The sequence below is a fragment of the Streptomyces marokkonensis genome, from assembly GCF_008312835.1.
GTDB classification, from domain to species: domain Bacteria; phylum Actinomycetota; class Actinomycetes; order Streptomycetales; family Streptomycetaceae; genus Streptomyces; species Streptomyces marokkonensis_A.
Window position 1 is genome coordinate 81,521 of record NZ_VSKS01000027.1, and the last position, 16,613, is coordinate 98,133.

At 71.4% G+C, this 16,613-nt stretch carries 11 protein-coding genes; 6 read left to right on the forward strand and 5 right to left on the reverse strand.

Translation table 11 applies throughout. The annotated features are described in order from the left end of the window. Positions 1-24: 24 nt before the first annotated feature. Both F1615_RS32305 and F1615_RS32310 read left to right on the forward strand, forming a co-directional pair. Entirely contained in the window at positions 25-3,702 is a 3,678-nt protein-coding gene (locus tag F1615_RS32305; RefSeq protein WP_149552587.1) for a hydantoinase B/oxoprolinase family protein, read from the forward strand. Next, positions 3,683-4,285: a GTP-binding protein gene (locus F1615_RS32310; protein WP_149552588.1), complete on the forward strand. Its 603-nt coding sequence runs from the start codon at positions 3,683-3,685 to the stop codon at positions 4,283-4,285. Before F1615_RS32305 ends, F1615_RS32310 begins: the two co-directional genes overlap by 20 nt. 82 nt (positions 4,286-4,367) lie before the next feature. Here F1615_RS32310 and glpK read toward each other — a convergent pair whose 3' ends face one another. Continuing rightward, positions 4,368-5,879 carry a glycerol kinase GlpK gene (glpK, locus tag F1615_RS32315; RefSeq protein ID WP_149552589.1) on the reverse strand — a complete coding sequence of 504 codons (1,512 nt, stop codon included), beginning with the start codon at positions 5,877-5,879 and terminating at the stop codon, positions 4,368-4,370. A 34-nt stretch (positions 5,880-5,913) separates the two neighbouring features. Continuing rightward, positions 5,914-6,639 (reverse strand): MIP/aquaporin family protein, encoded by a 726-nt coding sequence (locus tag F1615_RS32320; protein WP_149552590.1) that lies wholly within the window; start codon positions 6,637-6,639, stop codon positions 5,914-5,916. A 331-nt stretch (positions 6,640-6,970) separates the two neighbouring features. Between F1615_RS32320 and F1615_RS32325 the strand changes: the two genes are divergently transcribed. Next, on the forward strand, positions 6,971-7,780 hold the full coding sequence (locus F1615_RS32325) for a M15 family metallopeptidase (protein ID WP_149552591.1): 810 nt from the start codon (positions 6,971-6,973) through the stop codon (positions 7,778-7,780). Positions 7,781-7,842: 62 nt separating this feature from the next. Beyond that, a complete protein-coding gene (locus F1615_RS32330; RefSeq protein ID WP_425385673.1) occupies positions 7,843-8,361 on the forward strand; it encodes an NUDIX domain-containing protein in 519 nt (172 codons plus the stop codon). Here F1615_RS32330 and F1615_RS32335 read toward each other — a convergent pair. Continuing rightward, the gene (locus F1615_RS32335; protein ID WP_149552593.1) at positions 8,352-10,721 is read right to left on the reverse strand and encodes a glycoside hydrolase family 31 protein; all 2,370 of its coding nucleotides are present in this window, start codon (positions 10,719-10,721) and stop codon (positions 8,352-8,354) included. The genes F1615_RS32330 and F1615_RS32335 overlap by 10 nt on opposite strands. Positions 10,722-10,934: 213 nt before the next feature. Between F1615_RS32335 and F1615_RS32340 the strand changes: the two genes are divergently transcribed. Next, positions 10,935-12,902 (forward strand): acetoacetate--CoA ligase, encoded by a 1,968-nt coding sequence (locus tag F1615_RS32340; RefSeq protein ID WP_149552594.1) that lies wholly within the window; start codon positions 10,935-10,937, stop codon positions 12,900-12,902. Between the two features lie 109 nt (positions 12,903-13,011). Further along, positions 13,012-13,902, forward strand: coding sequence for a hypothetical protein (locus F1615_RS32345; RefSeq protein WP_149552595.1), 891 nt, complete (start codon positions 13,012-13,014; stop codon positions 13,900-13,902). Positions 13,903-13,971: 69 nt separating this feature from the next. Here F1615_RS32345 and ptsP read toward each other — a convergent pair whose 3' ends face one another. Both ptsP and F1615_RS32355 read right to left on the reverse strand, forming a co-directional pair. Continuing rightward, complete coding sequence (ptsP, locus tag F1615_RS32350) at positions 13,972-15,642, reverse strand: phosphoenolpyruvate--protein phosphotransferase (RefSeq protein WP_149552596.1); 1,671 nt, start codon at positions 15,640-15,642, stop codon at positions 13,972-13,974. 91 nt (positions 15,643-15,733) lie between these two features. Next, positions 15,734-16,180 (reverse strand): PTS sugar transporter subunit IIA, encoded by a 447-nt coding sequence (locus tag F1615_RS32355; protein ID WP_149552597.1) that lies wholly within the window; start codon positions 16,178-16,180, stop codon positions 15,734-15,736. Positions 16,181-16,613: the final 433 nt, after the last annotated feature.

The following is a 16,613-nucleotide window of genomic DNA, read 5'->3' on the forward strand; positions in this document are numbered from 1 at the left end:
CCGGCGCGGAAGCGGGGTACTGACGTGACAGGCTGGCAGTTCTGGGTCGACCGAGGCGGCACCTTCACCGACATCGTCGCGCGGCGCCCCGACGGCCGGCTGCTCACCCACAAGGTCCTGTCCGACAACCCGGCCCCGGCCCGGCCTCTCCCGGGCCGGGCGGCGGGCGGCACCGACGCGGCGGTCGTGGGCGTCCGCGCGCTGCTGGCCGGATCCGGCGCGCCCGTCGACGCCGTACGCATGGGCACCACGGTCGCCACCAACGCCCTTCTCGAACGCAAGGGCGAACGCACCCTGCTCGTCGTCACCCGCGGCTTCCGCGACGCCCTGCGCATCGCCTACCAGAACCGCCCCCGCATCTTCGCCCGCCGCATCGACCTGCCCGAGCTGCTGTACGAACGGGTCGTCGAGGTGGACGAACGCATCGCCGCCGACGGCACCGTCCTGCGCGCCCCGGACCTGGACGCCCTCACCGTGCCGCTGCGACAGGCCCACGACGCCGGGATCCGGGCCGTCGCCGTGGTCTGCGTGCACAGCCACCTCCACCCCGCTCACGAACGGGAGATCGGGGACCTCGCCGCCCGCGTCGGCTTCCCGCAGATCTCGCTGTCCAGCGAGGTCAGCCCCCTGATGAAGCTCGTCCCGCGCGGGGACACCGCCGTCGTCGACGCCTACCTCTCGCCCGTACTGCGTCGCTACGTCCGGCACGTCGCCGACGAACTCGAGGGCGTACGGCTGATGTTCATGCAGTCCAACGGTGGTCTCACCGAGGCCGGGCAGTTCCGCGGCAAGGACGCCGTCCTCTCCGGGCCGGCCGGCGGCATCGTCGGTATGGCGCGCATGTCGCAGCTCGCCGGCTTCGACCGCGTCATCGGCTTCGACATGGGCGGCACCTCCACCGACGTCTCGCACTTCGCGGGCGAGTACGAACGCGTCTTCACCACGCAGATCGCCGGCGTCCGGCTCCGCGCCCCCATGCTGGACATCCACACCGTCGCCGCCGGCGGCGGCTCGGTCCTCCACTTCGACGGCTCCCGCTACCGCGTCGGCCCGGACTCGGCGGGCGCCGACCCGGGGCCCGCCTGCTACCGGCGCGGCGGCCCGCTCGCCGTCACCGACGCCAACGTCATGCTGGGCCGCATCCAGCCCGCCCACTTCCCCGCGGTGTTCGGTCCGGACGGCGACCGGCCGCTCGACGGCGCGCTCGTCCGCGACCGCTTCACGGCCCTGGCCCGCGAGATCCGCGAGCGGACCGGCGACGACCGTACCCCCGAACAGGTCGCCGAGGGCTATCTGCAGATCGCCGTCGCCAACATCGCCGGAGCGGTGAAGCGGATCTCCGTCCAGAAGGGCCACGACGTCACCCGGTACGCCCTCACCACCTTCGGCGGGGCGGGCGGACAGCACGCGTGCATGGTCGCCGACTCCCTCGGCATCCGCACCGTCCTCGTCCCGCCCATGGCGGGCGTGCTGTCCGCACTCGGCATCGGCCTCGCCGACACCACGGCCATGCGGGAGCAGTCCGTCGAGGCTCCCCTGGAGCCCGGCGCGATGCCCGGGGTCCACCGGACCGCCGACGACCTGGAGACGGCGGCCCGCGCCGAGCTCCTCGCCGAGGACGTCCCCGAGGAGCGGATCGAGGTCACCCGCCGTGCCCAGCTCCGCTACGACGGCACCGACACCACCCTCACCGTCGAGCTGACCGAGCCCGACACGATGCGGCGCACCTTCGAAGAGCGTCATCGCGCCACGTACTCCTTCACACTCGACCGCCCGATCGTCGTCGAAGCCCTCTCCGTCGAAGCCACCGGCATCACGCAACCCCCCGATCTCTCCGCCCTCGCCCCCTACCGGGGCACCCCGGGGCACGGCACCGCGGCCCCACGGACCGTCCGCCTCCACACCGGCGGCGCCTGGCGCGACGTACCCCTCCACCGCCGCGAGGACCTTCCCCCCGGCGAAACCGTCACGGGACCGGCGATCATCACCGAGTCCGGAGCGACGACCGTCGTCGACGACGGCTGGCGGGCCGCCGCGACCGATCACGGGCATCTGGTCATGGAACGCGTCGCGGTCACGCAGAGTTCCGACATCGGTACGGAAGCCGATCCCGTACTGCTTGAGGTCTTCAACAACCTCTTCATGTCCATCGCCGAGCAGATGGGCGCCCGCCTGGAGTCCACCGCCCAGTCCGTCAACATCAAGGAACGCCTGGACTTCTCCTGCGCGCTCTTCGACCCGGACGGAAACCTGGTGGCCAACGCGCCGCACATCCCCGTCCACCTGGGCTCGATGGGCACCAGCGTCAAGGAGGTCATCCGGCGCCGTGCCTCGGCCATGCGTCCCGGGGACACCTACGCTGTCAACGACCCCTACCACGGCGGCACCCATCTGCCCGACGTCACCGTGATCACCCCGGTCTTCGGCACGGGGCCCGCGGCCGGCACGGAGAGTGACCCCCAGGTCCTCTTCCACGTCGCCTCACGCGGCCACCACGCCGAGATCGGCGGCATCGCCCCGGGCTCCATGCCCGCCGACAGCCGCACCATCGACGAGGAGGGCGTCCTCTTCGACAACTGGCTGCTCACCGAGAACGGCCGCTTCCGCGAGGAGGAGACCCTCCGCCTCCTCACCCGGGCGCCCCACCCCTCCCGCAGCCCGGAGACCAACCTCGCCGACCTGCGCGCCCAGATCGCCGCCAACCACAAGGGCGTCGACGAGGTCGGCCGCATGATCGAGAACTTCGGTCTCGACGTCGTCCAGGCCTACATGAAGCACGTCCAGGACAACGCCGAGGAGGCGGTGCGCCGCGTCATCGACGCCCTCGACGACGGCGCGTACGCCTATGAGACGGACTCGGGCGCCGTCATCCGGGTGAGCGTCCGGGTGGACCGCGAGAACCGGACCGCGACCATCGACTTCACCGGGACGTCCGCCCAGCTCCCCACCAACTTCAACGCCCCCTTCTCGGTCGTCAACGCGGCCGTCCTGTACGTCTTCCGGACTTTGGTCGCCGACGACATCCCGCTCAACGACGGCTGTCTGCGCCCGCTGAGGATCGTCGTCCCGCCGGGCTCCATGCTCGCGCCCCGGCCGCCGGCCGCCGTCGTCGCGGGCAACGTGGAGACCTCCCAGGCCATCACCGGCGCCCTCTACGCCGCCCTCGGCGTCCAGGCCGAGGGCTCCGGCACCATGAACAACGTCACCTTCGGCAACGCACGCCACCAGTACTACGAGACCGTCGCGTCCGGTTCGGGCGCCGGAGACGGCTTCCCCGGCGCGTCCGTCGTCCAGACCCACATGACCAACTCGCGGCTCACCGACCCCGAGGTCCTGGAGTGGCGGCTGCCCGTCCGGCTCGAGGAGTTCGCGGTTCGCCGCGGCAGCGGAGGCGCCGGACGGTGGCGCGGCGGGGACGGAGCGGTGCGCCGCATCCGCTTCCTCGAGCCCATGACCGTCTCCACCCTGTCCCAGCACCGCAGGGTGCCCCCCTACGGCATGGCGGGCGGAGCACCCGGATCACTGGGTGCCAACCGGGTCGAACGCGCGGACGGCACGGTCACCCGGCTCGCCGGCAGCGACTCGGCGGACGTCGGCGCCGACGACGTGCTCGTCATCGAAACCCCCGGCGGCGGGGGATACGGCCCGCCGCCCGAACCCCATCAAGCAGGAGAAGAGATCGATGATCTTCGGGCGCTCTGAGCGCGGCAAGCCCCCGGTCGAGCCCGTCACGCTCAAGATCCTGGTGGCCGGCGGCTTCGGCGTGGGCAAGACCACGCTCGTCGGCGCGGTCAGCGAGATCAGGCCGCTGCGCACCGAGGAACTCCTCACCGAGGCCGGCCGGCCGGTCGACGACACCAGCGGTGTGGAGGCGAAGAGCACCACCACCGTGGCCATGGACTTCGGCCGCATCACCCTCCGCGAGGACCTGGTGCTGTACCTCTTCGGCACACCCGGCCAGGAGCGGTTCTGGTTCATGTGGGACGAGCTGTCCGAGGGTGCCCTCGGAGCCGTCGTCCTCGCGGACACCCGTCGGCTGGAGGACTGTTTCGCGGCCATCGACTACTTCGAGCGGCGCTCCATACCGTTCCTCGTCGGCGTCAACTGCTTCGACGGTGCCGCGCGTTACCCGGCCGGGGACATCCGCCGGGCCCTCGATCTCGACGACCACGTACCGCTGCTGATGTGCGACGCGCGGGACCGCGAGGCGGTCAAGGAGGCCCTGATCGGCGTCGTCCAGCACGCCATGGCGCAGGCCTCGCAGCGACGGGCGGTCACCACCTGAGGAGACGGCACACACGCGGCCCGTACCCCGCCGACCGGAGTACGGGCCGCCGCGCGGAGGACGACGCGCCGGGCCTGCGCGGTCAGTCGTCGCCCTCCTCGATCCAGCCGAAGCTCTTCTCCACCGCCCTGCGCCAGTTGCGGTACTCACGGTCCCGCACCGGCGCCTCCATCGCCGGCGTCCACTCGGCGTCCTTCCTCCAGTGCGACTTCAGCTCGTCCAGACCGTTCCACACGCCCGTGGCGAGTCCCGCCGCGTAGGCGGCTCCCAGGCAGGTCGTCTCCGAGACGCGGGGGCGGATCACCGGTACCCCGAGCACATCCGCCTGGTGCTGCATCAGCAGGTTGTTCTTCGTCATGCCTCCGTCGACCTTCAGGGTGGTGATCCGCACCCCGGAGTCCTGGTACATGGCGTCCACGACCTCGCGCGTCTGCCAGCTCGTCGCCTCGAGCACCGCGCGCGCCAGGTGCGCCTTCGTCACGTACCGCGTGAGGCCCGTGACCACGCCGCGGGCGTCGGAGCGCCAGTACGGGGCGAAGAGGCCGGAGAACGCGGGCACGATGTAGGCCCCGCCGTTGTCCTCCACGCTCGCCGCGAGCGGTTCGATCTCATCGGCGGTACGGATGATGCCGAGCTGATCGCGGAACCACTGCACCAGCGCGCCCGTGATGGCGATCGACCCCTCCAGGCAGTAGACGGGGGCCTCTTCGCCGATCTGGTAGCCCATCGTCGTGAGCAGCCCGCTTTTCGACGGCACCGGCCGGTCGCCGGTGTTGAGGAGCAGGAAGCTGCCGGTGCCGTAGGTGTTCTTCGCCGTGCCCACGTCGTAGCAGGCCTGCCCGAAAACGGCCGCCTGCTGGTCGCCCAGCGCGGAGGCGACGGGCACGCCGGAGAGCCGGCCCACGGCCGTCCCGTAGACCTCGGAGGACGACCTGATCTCCGGGAGCACCGCCTCGGGCACGTTCATCGCGGCCAGGATGGACGTGTCCCACTGCAGCGTCCGGAGGTTCATCAGCATGGTCCGCCCGGCGTTGGTCACGTCGGTGACGTGCCGTCCGCCATCGGTGCCGCCCGTGAGGTTCCAGATCAGCCAGGAGTCGATGGTGCCGAACGCGATCTCGCCGTTCTCCGCACGGGCCCGCAGACCCGGCACGTTGTCCAGCAGCCAGGCCGCCTTCGGCCCGGAGAAGTAGCTGGCCAGGGGCAGCCCGGTCTGCTCGCGGAACCGGTCCTGCCCGTCCGAACCGCCCAGCTGGTTGCAGAGCGCGGCGGTCCGCGTGTCCTGCCATACGATCGCGTTGTGCACGGGCTTGCCCGTGGCCCGGTCCCACAGGACCGTCGTCTCCCGCTGGTTGGTGATGCCGAGCGCGCTCAGCTGGTCCGCGCGCAGCCCCGCCTTGGCCAGGGCCCCGGCGACCACGGCCTGCACCTTGGACCAGATCTCGGTGGCGTCGTGCTCCACCCAGCCCGGCTTCGGGAAGATCTGGCGGTGCTCGCGCTGGTCGACGGCGACGATCGCGCCGTGCTGGTCGAAGACGATGCAGCGGCTGGAGGTGGTGCCCTGATCGATCGCGGCGACGAACTTGTCCGTCATGACGTCCCCTTCGTCGGTTCGTGCGGAGGTTCGTTCAGAAGGCTGCGTTGAAGACGAGCCCGGACAGCGCCGCGCCGATCAGCGGTCCCACCACGGGCACCCACGCGTAGGACCAGTCCGACGTGCCCTTGTTGGGGATCGGAAGCAGCGCGTGCACGATGCGCGGCCCGAGGTCACGGGCCGGGTTGATGGCATACCCGGTCGGGCCGCCGAGCGAGAGGCCGATCCCGACCACCAGGAACGAGACGACGAGGATCGCGGTGCCCGACTCGCCGAGCCCCTTCGTGAGCCCGAAGGCCAGGATCGGCAGCACCAGCCCCATGGTCGCGATGATCTCGGTGATCAGGTTCGCGACGGGATTGCGGATCACCGGTGCCGTGGAGAAGATCCCGAGTGTCGGCTGGGCGATGTCCTCCTCGGAGTTGGCCTGGAACTGCGCGTAGTAGACCAGCCAGCACAGGACGGCGCCGAGCATGGCACCGGCCATCTGCCCGGCGACGTAGATGTGGACCTTGTCCCACTCCCCGGTGTCGATGGCGATGCCGAGGGTGACCGCCGGGTTGAGGTGCCCGCCGGACAGCGGGGCGGCGGTGTACGCCCCGGCCATCACGCCGAACCCCCAGCCCAGCGCGATGACGACCCAGCCTGCGTCCTTCGCCTTCGAGTAGTTCAGTACGACGGCCGCGACCACGCCGGCGCCGAACAGGATGAGTATCGCGGTGCCGATGACTTCCCCGACGAATATGTCTCCGTTGCTCATGGCGGCTCCTAGGCCCTGGCCCAGGACGATCCGTCCCGGACCTCACGTGCAGGGTGCGTTTCCCATGGCGACTTCAGCCGAAGGCAGGGAGAACCCGCGCCCCGCCCGGCGTCCGTGACGAGCGTGCCGTCGCAGTCGAATCGCCCGTGGGGAGTGGGCCTGTCGCAGGAGGCCCCCGGGAGTGGCGTGCCGGAATGCGCCGAGATGTACGGCGATGTCGACTGACACCGGAAGTGTTCACCGGCACTCAGGGGGCGTCAAGGTCGCCGACCGGAACGGTTCTCGGCCACCCGCTTCCCGGAGAAGCCGACTCCTGATAGATGCAGGGGGCATGACACGACTCTCCGCCGTGGTGCGCGGTCTGGCCACCGCCGTCGCCGCCCTCCTCGCCGCGACCGCCGCTTCCGCCCCCGCCCGCGCGAAGCCCGAACCCACAGCACCCCGGGACTTCGTGGCGCTGAACAGCGTGGACCCGACGATCATCCAGGAGATCCGCTACTTCACCCCGCACAACTTCGTCGGTGAGCGGATCGACGGCTACCAGCAGCCGTTGTGCATCCTCACGCGCCCCGCCGCCGAAGCCCTCCACACGGCGCAGCGAAAGCTGCTCAGCCAGGGCTACTCCCTCAAGGTGTACGACTGTTACCGGCCACAACGCGCGGTGGACCACTTCGTGCGCTGGGCGAAGGACCTCGACGACCAGACCATGAAGGCCGAGTTCTACCCCCGCGTCGACAAGACCCGGCTGTTCGCGGACGGTTACATCGCCGAGAAGTCGGGCCACAGCCGGGGCTCGACCGTGGACCTCACCCTCGTGGAACTCCCGGCGAAGCCGACCCGGCCGTACCGCCCCGGACAGCCCCTCACCCCTTGCTTCGCGCCCGAGGACCAGCGGTTCCCCGACAGCTCCGTGGACATGGGCACCGGTTACGACTGCTTCGACACCCTCAGCCACACCCTCGACCCGCGCATCCGGGGCGAACAGCGTGCCAACCGGCTGCTGCTCAAGAACACGCTGGAGGACCTCGGGTTCGTGAACCTCGCCGAGGAGTGGTGGCACTACACCTTCAAGCCCGAGGCCCACCCGGACACCTACTTCGACTTCCCGGTGTCCCACAGGTCACTCGCCGGCCGCCACTGACCGACCTGCCGGAGACGCCCCCACCGTGATCGGATACAGTCCCGCGCGTGTCCGAAACTCCCATGGTTTCCAACTCCGCGCCGAACTCCCACTGTTCGAGCTGCGGCGCGCCCTACGGAGAGGGCGTCTCCGGCTGGCCCCGCACCTGCCCGGCCTGCGGCACCGTGGCCTACCGCAACCCGCTCCCCGTCGCGGTGGCCCTCCAGCCCGTGTACGACACACAGGGCACCGCCCTGGTCGTCATCACCCGGTCCATCGCTCCCGCGCGCGGGGAAAGGGCCCTGCCCGGCGGTTACATCGACGACCGGGAGGACTGGCGCCGGGCCGTCGTCCGTGAACTCAGGGAGGAGACCGGCATCGACGCGGCGAGCCGCGACGTACGGCTCGCCGACGCCATGAGCTCGCCCGACGGGCACCTGCTGCTGTTCGGACTCCTCCCCGAACGGCCGGCGGAGGACCTGCCCCCCTCCGTCCCCACCGACGAGACCGAGGGCCGGAGCCTGCTCCGCCGCCCCGAGGAACTCGCGTTCCCCCTGCACACCCTGGCCGTGCGGGCCTGGTTCGAGGGCCGCTACATCTGATCCTCGGCCGGGCCGAGCCCGCGGACGCGCACCGGGCAGGCCGGCGCACCGACCCCGCCCTCGCCGTCCCGCTCGACCACGATCCGCGGGCCCGACCACCGGACCGCGTACCGCTCGATCTCCGGCTCCCCCCACCCGTCGCCGGCATCCGGCACGACCAGCCCGCCCCCGGTCCGCCCCCGGGCCGGGGCCCACGCCTCGAGCTCCGTACCGCCGTCGTCCCCCAGCACCGGAAGGACCGCGCCCCCGCGCGCGAACACCGGAATCCGCCCCAGCGGCGCGTCGACCACCACCTGGGCCGGCCCCTCGTACGCCCGTTCCGTCGCCGTGTCGTACCACCGCCCGCGCGGCAGCTCCACGGCACGCCGGTCCGCACCGGGATCGAGCACCGGCGCCACCAGCAGACAGTCGCCGAGCAGGAAGGTGTCCTCGCAGTCCCGCAACGAGCGCTCCTCCGGTGCCGCCCACCACAACGGCCGCACATACGGAGCTCCGGTACGCCGGGCGAGGTGGGCCAGCGTCATGAAGTACGGCAGCAGCCGCCTGCGTTCCACGAGCGCCGCGCGCGCGTGCCCGAGAACCTCGGCACCGAAAGCCCACGGTTCCCCGTCCCCCGCACGCGGACCGGTGCGGGTGCGGAACAACGGCAGATAGGCCCCCAGCTGGAGCCCGCGCAGATACAGCTCCGGCGACCGCTCCCCGTCGGAGCCGCCGACGTCCGGACCCGAGTAGGGCACCCCGCACAGCCCCAGTCCCAGCACCAGCGCCAGCGTTGCCCGCAAACCGGACCAGCCCCGGCCCACGCCGCCGGACCACGCCCCGCCGTACCGCTGCATGCCGGCCCACCCGGAGCGTGAGATCACGAACGGCCGGTCCTGCGGCGCTTGCTTCCGCAGACCCTCGTACGCCGCACGGGCCATGCACAGCCCGTACACGTTGTGCGCCTCGCGATGATCACCGCCGCGGCCGTCCAGCGCGTGCCGGGCCGACCGCGGCAACGTCGGCTCCCCGAAGGCCGTGAACGACGTCGGCTCGTCCAGGGTGTGCCAGAAACCGGCGAACCCCTGTGCCAGACGTTCCGCGTACAACGCGCCCCACCACTCACGCACGCGCGCGTGCGTGAAGTCCGGGAACACCGCGTCCCCGGTCCACGACACGCCCCGCACGACCTCCCCGGAGGCACCCCGTACGAAGGCGTCCCGTCCCGTCCCGTCGTCGTGCACGGCGTCTGTGGGCACCTCCCCGACGGCGGGAGCGACGACCGACACCAGTCTGATCCCCTGGCGCCGCACATCGTCCGCCAGGACCGGCAGCTTGGGGAACCGCTCCCGGTCGACGGTGAACACCCGCCGCGACTCGAAGTGGCCGGGGCCGAGGTGCACGGCGTCCAGCGGCAATCCGTGCCCCAGGTGATCCTCGACGATCCTGCGCACCTCGTCCTCACCACCGCCGCCCGACCACACGTGATGGTGACCGAGCGCCCACGCCGGCGGCAGAGCCGGCGCCCCGGTGAGCGACGCCCAGGCGAGCAGCACGCGCGCGGGAGTGCCGACCGTCACCCAGCAGCGCAGCGGGCCGCCCTCCATCCGCAGCTCACTCGTCCCGGGCCGGTCGTGCCCGGACCCGGCGCCCTCCTCGCCCTCCCGCAGCGTCACCGTGCCGTCCCACGCACTGTCGTGGAACACCAGATGGGTGCCCGCGTCGGCCACCACCATCTGCGCCGGCATGGTGACGGAGAGCGGACCGTCACCGGCCCCGGAGGCCCGGCCGGGGCCGGTGTTCCACAGCCGGTACGTACCGTCCCGCAGCCGGGGACCCGACGCACGCCCCCCGAGACCGAAGAAGCGGGCGTCCGCGGGCACCTCGGACCGCTGCTTCCACCGCGCGGTCCCACCGCCGACCGGTTCCCACCACAGCGGCGGAAGGTCCCGCCGCAGCGTCACACCTCCCGGGGTCAGCACCTCCACCGCACCGTGCCGGGAGACGACGACCGTCACGCGCTCCGCCACCACACGCCAGCCACCGTCCTTGTCCGGTTCCAGCGCCGCCCGCGGATCAGGATCGGGGCAGCGGCCGGCCAGCGCGTAGGACGGCTCGGGAGCCGCCCCGTCCCAGCCCCAGAAGACGGCCCCGTGCACCGCGACGAAGATCCGTAGCTCGGAACGGCCGAACCTGATCAGCCCCCCGCCGAGCCCCGGCTCCACCTCCCGCACGATCCCGGGCACCCGCGCCCGCACCGGCCCGCGCGGCGGCAGCCCGCCGGCATCCGCCCGCCGCCTGCGCCACGCTGCTCGTACGGTACGCAACCCCTGAGCCGACCCCACCGATGTCACCGAACGCACCAGGTCACGACCGTCCATATGGCTCACCCTGCCACCGATCGCGCCCGGCAAGGGTGTCGTTCAACTTCCGTTCACCCGTGATCGGACCACATCTTCACGACACCGACTATGTGGGGGGCGCCCTGGTGCAGAAGTCGATCACATGGCATCGTCCCTGTCAGCCGCGTCACGCGCACACCCCAGCCCGTGCGCGAAGGACGCACACGACGCGCACAGTCCGGGAGCCGCCCCATGTCGACCGTGAACCCCCAGCCGCTCTGGCAGCCCGATCCGGAACGCATCGCCCGGGCACGGATCACCACGTTCCAGGCATGGGCCGCCGAGCACCACGGCGCCCCCGCCGAAGGTGGCTACGCGGCCCTCCACCGCTGGTCCGTGGAGGAGCTGGACACCTTCTGGCAAGCGGTCACGGAGTGGTTCGACGTCCGCTTCACGACGCCCTACGAGCGCGTACTGGGCGACCGCTCCATGCCCGGCGCCCAGTGGTTCCCCGGAGCGACCCTGAACTACGCCGAGCACGCCCTGCGCGCGACCGAGTCCCGCGCGGACGAACCGGCCCTGCTGTACGTGGACGAAACCCACGATCCACGCCCCGTCTCCTGGGCCGAGCTGCGCCGCCAGGTCGGCTCCCTCGCCGCCGAACTGCGCACTCTCGGCGTACGTCCCGGCGACCGCGTCAGCGGCTACCTCCCGAACATCCCGCAGGCCGTCGTCGCCCTCCTGGCCACGGCGGCCGTGGGCGGCGTGTGGACCTCCTGCGCCCCCGACTTCGGCGCCCGCAGCGTCCTCGACCGCTTCCAGCAGGTCGAACCCGTCGTCCTGTTCACCGTCGACGGCTACCGCTACGGCGGCAAGGAGCACGACCGCCGCGACGTCGTCGCCGAACTGCGCCGGGAACTGCCCACCCTGCGCGCCGTCGTGCACATCCCCCTGATCGGCACCGAGGCCCCCGACGGCGCGCTCGACTGGGCCGCCCTCACCTCCGCGGACACCGAACCGGTCTACGAGCAGGTGCCCTTCGACCACCCGCTGTGGGTGCTCTACTCCTCCGGCACCACCGGACTGCCCAAGGCGATCGTCCAGTCCCAGGGCGGCATCCTCGTCGAACACCTCAAGCAACTCGGACTCCACTGCGACCTGGGCCCCGGGGACCGCTTCTTCTGGTACACCTCGACCGGCTGGATGATGTGGAACTTCCTCGTCTCCGGCCTCCTGACGGGAACGACGATCGTCCTGTACGACGGCAGCCCGGGCTACCCCGACACGGGCGCGCAGTGGCGGATTGCCGAACGCACCGGGGCCACCCTCTACGGCACGTCCGCCGCATACGTCATGGCCTGCCGCAAGGCCGGCGTGCACCCGTCGCGCGACCACGACCTCTCCGCCGTCAAGTGCGTCGCCACCACCGGCTCCCCCCTGCCCCCCGACGGCTTCCGCTGGCTGCACGACGAGGTCCGCGACGACCTGTGGATCGCCTCCGTCAGCGGCGGCACGGACGTGTGCTCCTGCTTCGCCGGAGCCGTGCCGACCCTGCCCGTCCACGTCGGAGAGCTCCAGGCACCCGGTCTGGGCACCGACCTGCAGTCGTGGGACCCCAGCGGCAAGCCCCTGACCGACGAGGTCGGCGAACTGGTGGTCACCAACCCGATGCCGTCCATGCCGATCCGCTTCTGGAACGACCCCGACGGCAGCCGCTACCACGAGAGCTACTTCGACACCTATCCCGGCGTCTGGCGGCACGGCGACTGGATCACCATCACCTCACGGGGCTCCGTCGTCATCCACGGCCGCTCCGACTCCACGCTCAACCGCCAGGGCGTCCGCATGGGCTCGGCCGACATCTACGAAGCCGTCGAACGCCTCCCCGAGATCAGGGAATCCCTCGTCATCGGCATCGAACAGCCCGACGGCGGCTACTGGATGCCCCTGTTCGTCCACCTGACCCCCGGAGCCACCCTCGACGAGGACCTGCTGAGCCGCATCAAGCAGACCATCCGCGAGCAGCTCTCACCGCGCCACGTCCCCGACGAGATCATCGAGGTGCCCGGGGTTCCGCACACCCTCACCGGCAAGCGCATCGAGGTCCCGGTCAAGCGCCTCCTCCAGGGCACCCCCATGGAGAAGGCGGTCAACCCGGGCTCCATCGACAACCTCGACCTGCTCTCCTTCTACGAGGATCTCGCCCGCAAGCGCGCCTGACCCCGGCTCCGGGGCCCCCTCCGGGTACGCCGTCGTCTCCTCCCGCCGCCGTTGTCAGTGCCGCCGATTACTGTGAGTGAGCATTGATCGACTGTGTACAGGGGGAGACATGGCGTACACCGACCACCGAACCTTGCGACGCGTCCTGCGCCGCGAGATCGCCGGCACCATCGGCCTGCTGACCGACGAGCACGACTTCCGCGCCATGCGGCGCTACGACAGCTTCCTCTTCGACGACCACACCACCTACCTCAAACACGTGGAGGCCGTTCTCAGGACGCGCGCACTGCAGGGCAGCCACACCACCGTGGCGCTCTTCGACCCCGCGGACTACGCCGAGTTCTGCGCGAGGACCGGCCTGGACCCCGACAGCCACACCAGCCGCTCCCGGTTCACCGCCGAACTCGCCTCGACCGGCCCCACCGTCCCCTACGACGGCCGGCCACTGGCCGACCTCCTGCCCACCCTCGTCGACGAGGCCGTCCGCCAGGCGACCTGGGAGTACGCGACCACCCTGCTGGCCCGCCTCGGCCCCTGTGCCTCCTGCGGCGAGGATCTGGGCCGCGCCGCCTTCGCCCGCGCCTCGCACCTCCTCGTACGCATCCTCGACACCGCCCCACCCGGCGACCGGCACCTGGTCTGCAGCGTCTCAGGACCGCCGGACACACTCGTGGCCGTCCTGCACGCGGACGACCTGGCCGGCCGCCTGGACATCGACGAGACCGAAGCCCTCGAGTTCACCACCGTCCTGGCCGTCGGCCTCGCCACCGCGAGCCCCGGCGGACTGGTCATGCGGACCAGCAAACCCGGCAGCCCCGACCGCGTGCACGGCTGGCGCCTGCGCGCCTACGGCCTCGATCCCCTCACCGCCGGGGAGGTCTTCGACGCCTACTGCACCGACGCCGAAACCGGGGACCTCATCTCCCCTGAATCCAACGTCGACTACTGCGAGCCGCCCGACCTCGGGGAGGAGGGCCCGGACCCGGCCCACCACCACTGAACCCGGCAACGCGCGAAGGGCGCCCCACCCAGGGTGGAGCGCCCCTCACGGAAACCGGTCGCGGTCCGGCTATTCGCCCGACAACACCGCCTGCGCGGCGGCACGGGCGTCCTCGGCACTGTCCGCCGCCCGGGCGGCCGCCGCGGCCCGCTCGCACTGCGCCAGCGTGAACTTCGCCAGCGACGCCCGCACGTACGGGATGGACGCAGCACCCATGGAGAGAGAGGTGACACCCAGACCGGTCAGCACACACGCCAGCAGCGGATCGGAAGCGGCCTCACCGCACACGCCGCAGCTCTTGCCCTCGGCCTTCGCCGCCTCGGCGGACAGCGCCACCAGGTCGAGCAGCGCGGGCTGCCACGGGTCCTGCAGCCGGGAGACCGCACCCACCTGGCGGTCCGCGGCGAACGTGTACTGCGCGAGGTCGTTCGTGCCCAGCGACAGGAACTCCACCTCCCGCAGCACCGAGCGCGCCCGCAGCGCGGCCGACGGAATCTCGACCATCGCGCCGAACTTCGCCCGCAGCCCGGCCTCCCGGCAGGCCTCCGCGAAGGCCCTGGCGTCGGCCCGGTCCGCGACCATCGGGGCCATGACCTCCAGGTGCACCGGCAGCCCCTCCGCGGCCTTGGCCAGCGCCGTCAGCTGGGTGCGCAGCACCGCGGGATGGTCCAGCAGCGTCCGCAGACCGCGCACGCCCAGCGCCGGATTCGGCTCGTCCGCCGGAGTGAGGAAGTCCAGCGGCTTGTCCGCGCCCGCGTCCAGCACGCGCACCACCACCCGGCCCTCGGGGAACGCCTCGAGAACCTGACGGTACGCCGTGATCTGCTTCTCCTCGGACGGGGCGTTCTTGCTGTCGTCCAGGAACAGGAACTCGGTACGGAAGAGACCGACGCCCTCCGCGCCCGCCTCGACGGCGGCCGCCACGTCCGCCGGGCCGCCGATGTTGGCCAGCAACGGCACTGTGTGACCGTCGGCGGTCGCTCCGGGGCCGGTGGACGCGGCCAGCGCCGCCCTGCGCTCGGCCGACGCCGCCTCGAGCTGCGCCTTCTTCTCCTCGCTCGGGTTCAGGAAGACCTCGCCGGTGCTGCCGTCGACCGCTATCAGCGTGCCCTCGGCGAGCTCGCTCGCACCCGGCAGGGCTACCACGGCCGGGACACCGAGCGCGCGGGCCAGAATGGCGCTGTGACTCGTCGGCCCGCCCTCCTCGGTCACGAAACCGAGCACCAGCGTCGGGTCGAGCAGCGCCGTGTCCGCGGGCGCGAGATCACGGGCGACCAGGACGTACGGCTCGTCGCTGTCCGGCACACCGGGCATGGGCACGCCGAGCAGCCGCGCGACGATGCGGTTCCGCACGTCGTCGAGGTCGGCCACCCGGCCGGCCAGATACTCACCGGCGTTCGCGAGCAGCTCACGGTACGCGGCGAACGCGTCGTACACCGCGCGCTCAGCCGTGCTGCCGACAGCGATGCGCCGCTCCACGTCGACGAGCAGTTCAGGGTCCTGGGCCATCATGGCCTGCGCCTCGAGCACCGCCTGGGCCTCGCCCCCGGCGAGGTTCCCGCGCGCCGTCAGATCGGCCGCCACCGCCTCCACGGCCTTGCGGGCGCGCCCCTGTTCACGCTCCGCGTCCTCCGCCGGGATCTGCTTGGCCGGCGGCTCGAGCACCGCCGTACCCATGTGCCGGACCTCGCCGATCGCCACACCGTGGCTGACACCGACGCCTCGCAGCGTTGTCTCCATCTCACCCGTCTCCGCTAGTACGGCGGCACCGGCCGCCGTGTTGGTTGTCCTGGTGGCCGTCAGGGACGGCGCTGCGTCAGTTCCGGCTGCGTCACTTCCAGAGGAAGATGCTGTCGCCGGCCTTCACTTCGCCGTCCTCGCGAAGCTCGGAGAGAGCGTCCGCCGTGGCCTCCAGGGCCACGACCGGGCAGACCGGGGACTTGCCGGCGGCTTCGACGGCGGCCGGGTCCCAGCGCACGATGCTCTGCCCGCGCGTCACCGTGTCGCCCTTGTTGACGAGCAGCTCGAATCCCTCGCCGTTGAGCTGAACCGTGTCGATACCGAGGTGGGTGAGCACGCCGTGCCCGTTCTCGTCGACGACGAACGCGTGCGGGTGCAGAGAGACGATCACGCCGTCGACGGGGGAGACGGCCTCGGAGGGCTCCCGCACGGGGTCGATCGCCGTCCCGGGGCCGACCATGGCGCCGGAGAAGACCGGATCGGGCACGGACGCCAGTGCGATGGCCCGTCCTGCAAGCGGGGACGTCACGGTGGTCATGGGAAGCCTCCCAAGGAGTGGAGATCTGTATGTGCGCCGTCACTGCCTGTCTCCGGCGTGCTGTTCAGCAGGGTATGTCATGTGACGTACCGGTTCCGGGGGACAGGTCCAGGTCCTGGTCTAGACGAGAGGTCTAGACCACCCACCCTAATCGATTTGCACGTGGTCTGCGACCCCTGTACGGTTGTACTCCTGCTCGGGGATGTGCGGCGCGGTCAAGTGCCCTCACCCGGCAGAAAACCAACTCGTCAGATCCTATCTCTGGGTCGCTTTCTGCATGTCTGCAGGACAGTGGTCAGGGAGTCGGAAAATCACTGATAGAGTCGGAAACACCGAAGGGAAGCGCCCGGAGGAAAGCCCGAGAGGGTGAGTACGAAGGAAGCGTCCGTTCCTTGAGAACTCAACAGCGTGCCAAAAGTCAACGCCAGATATG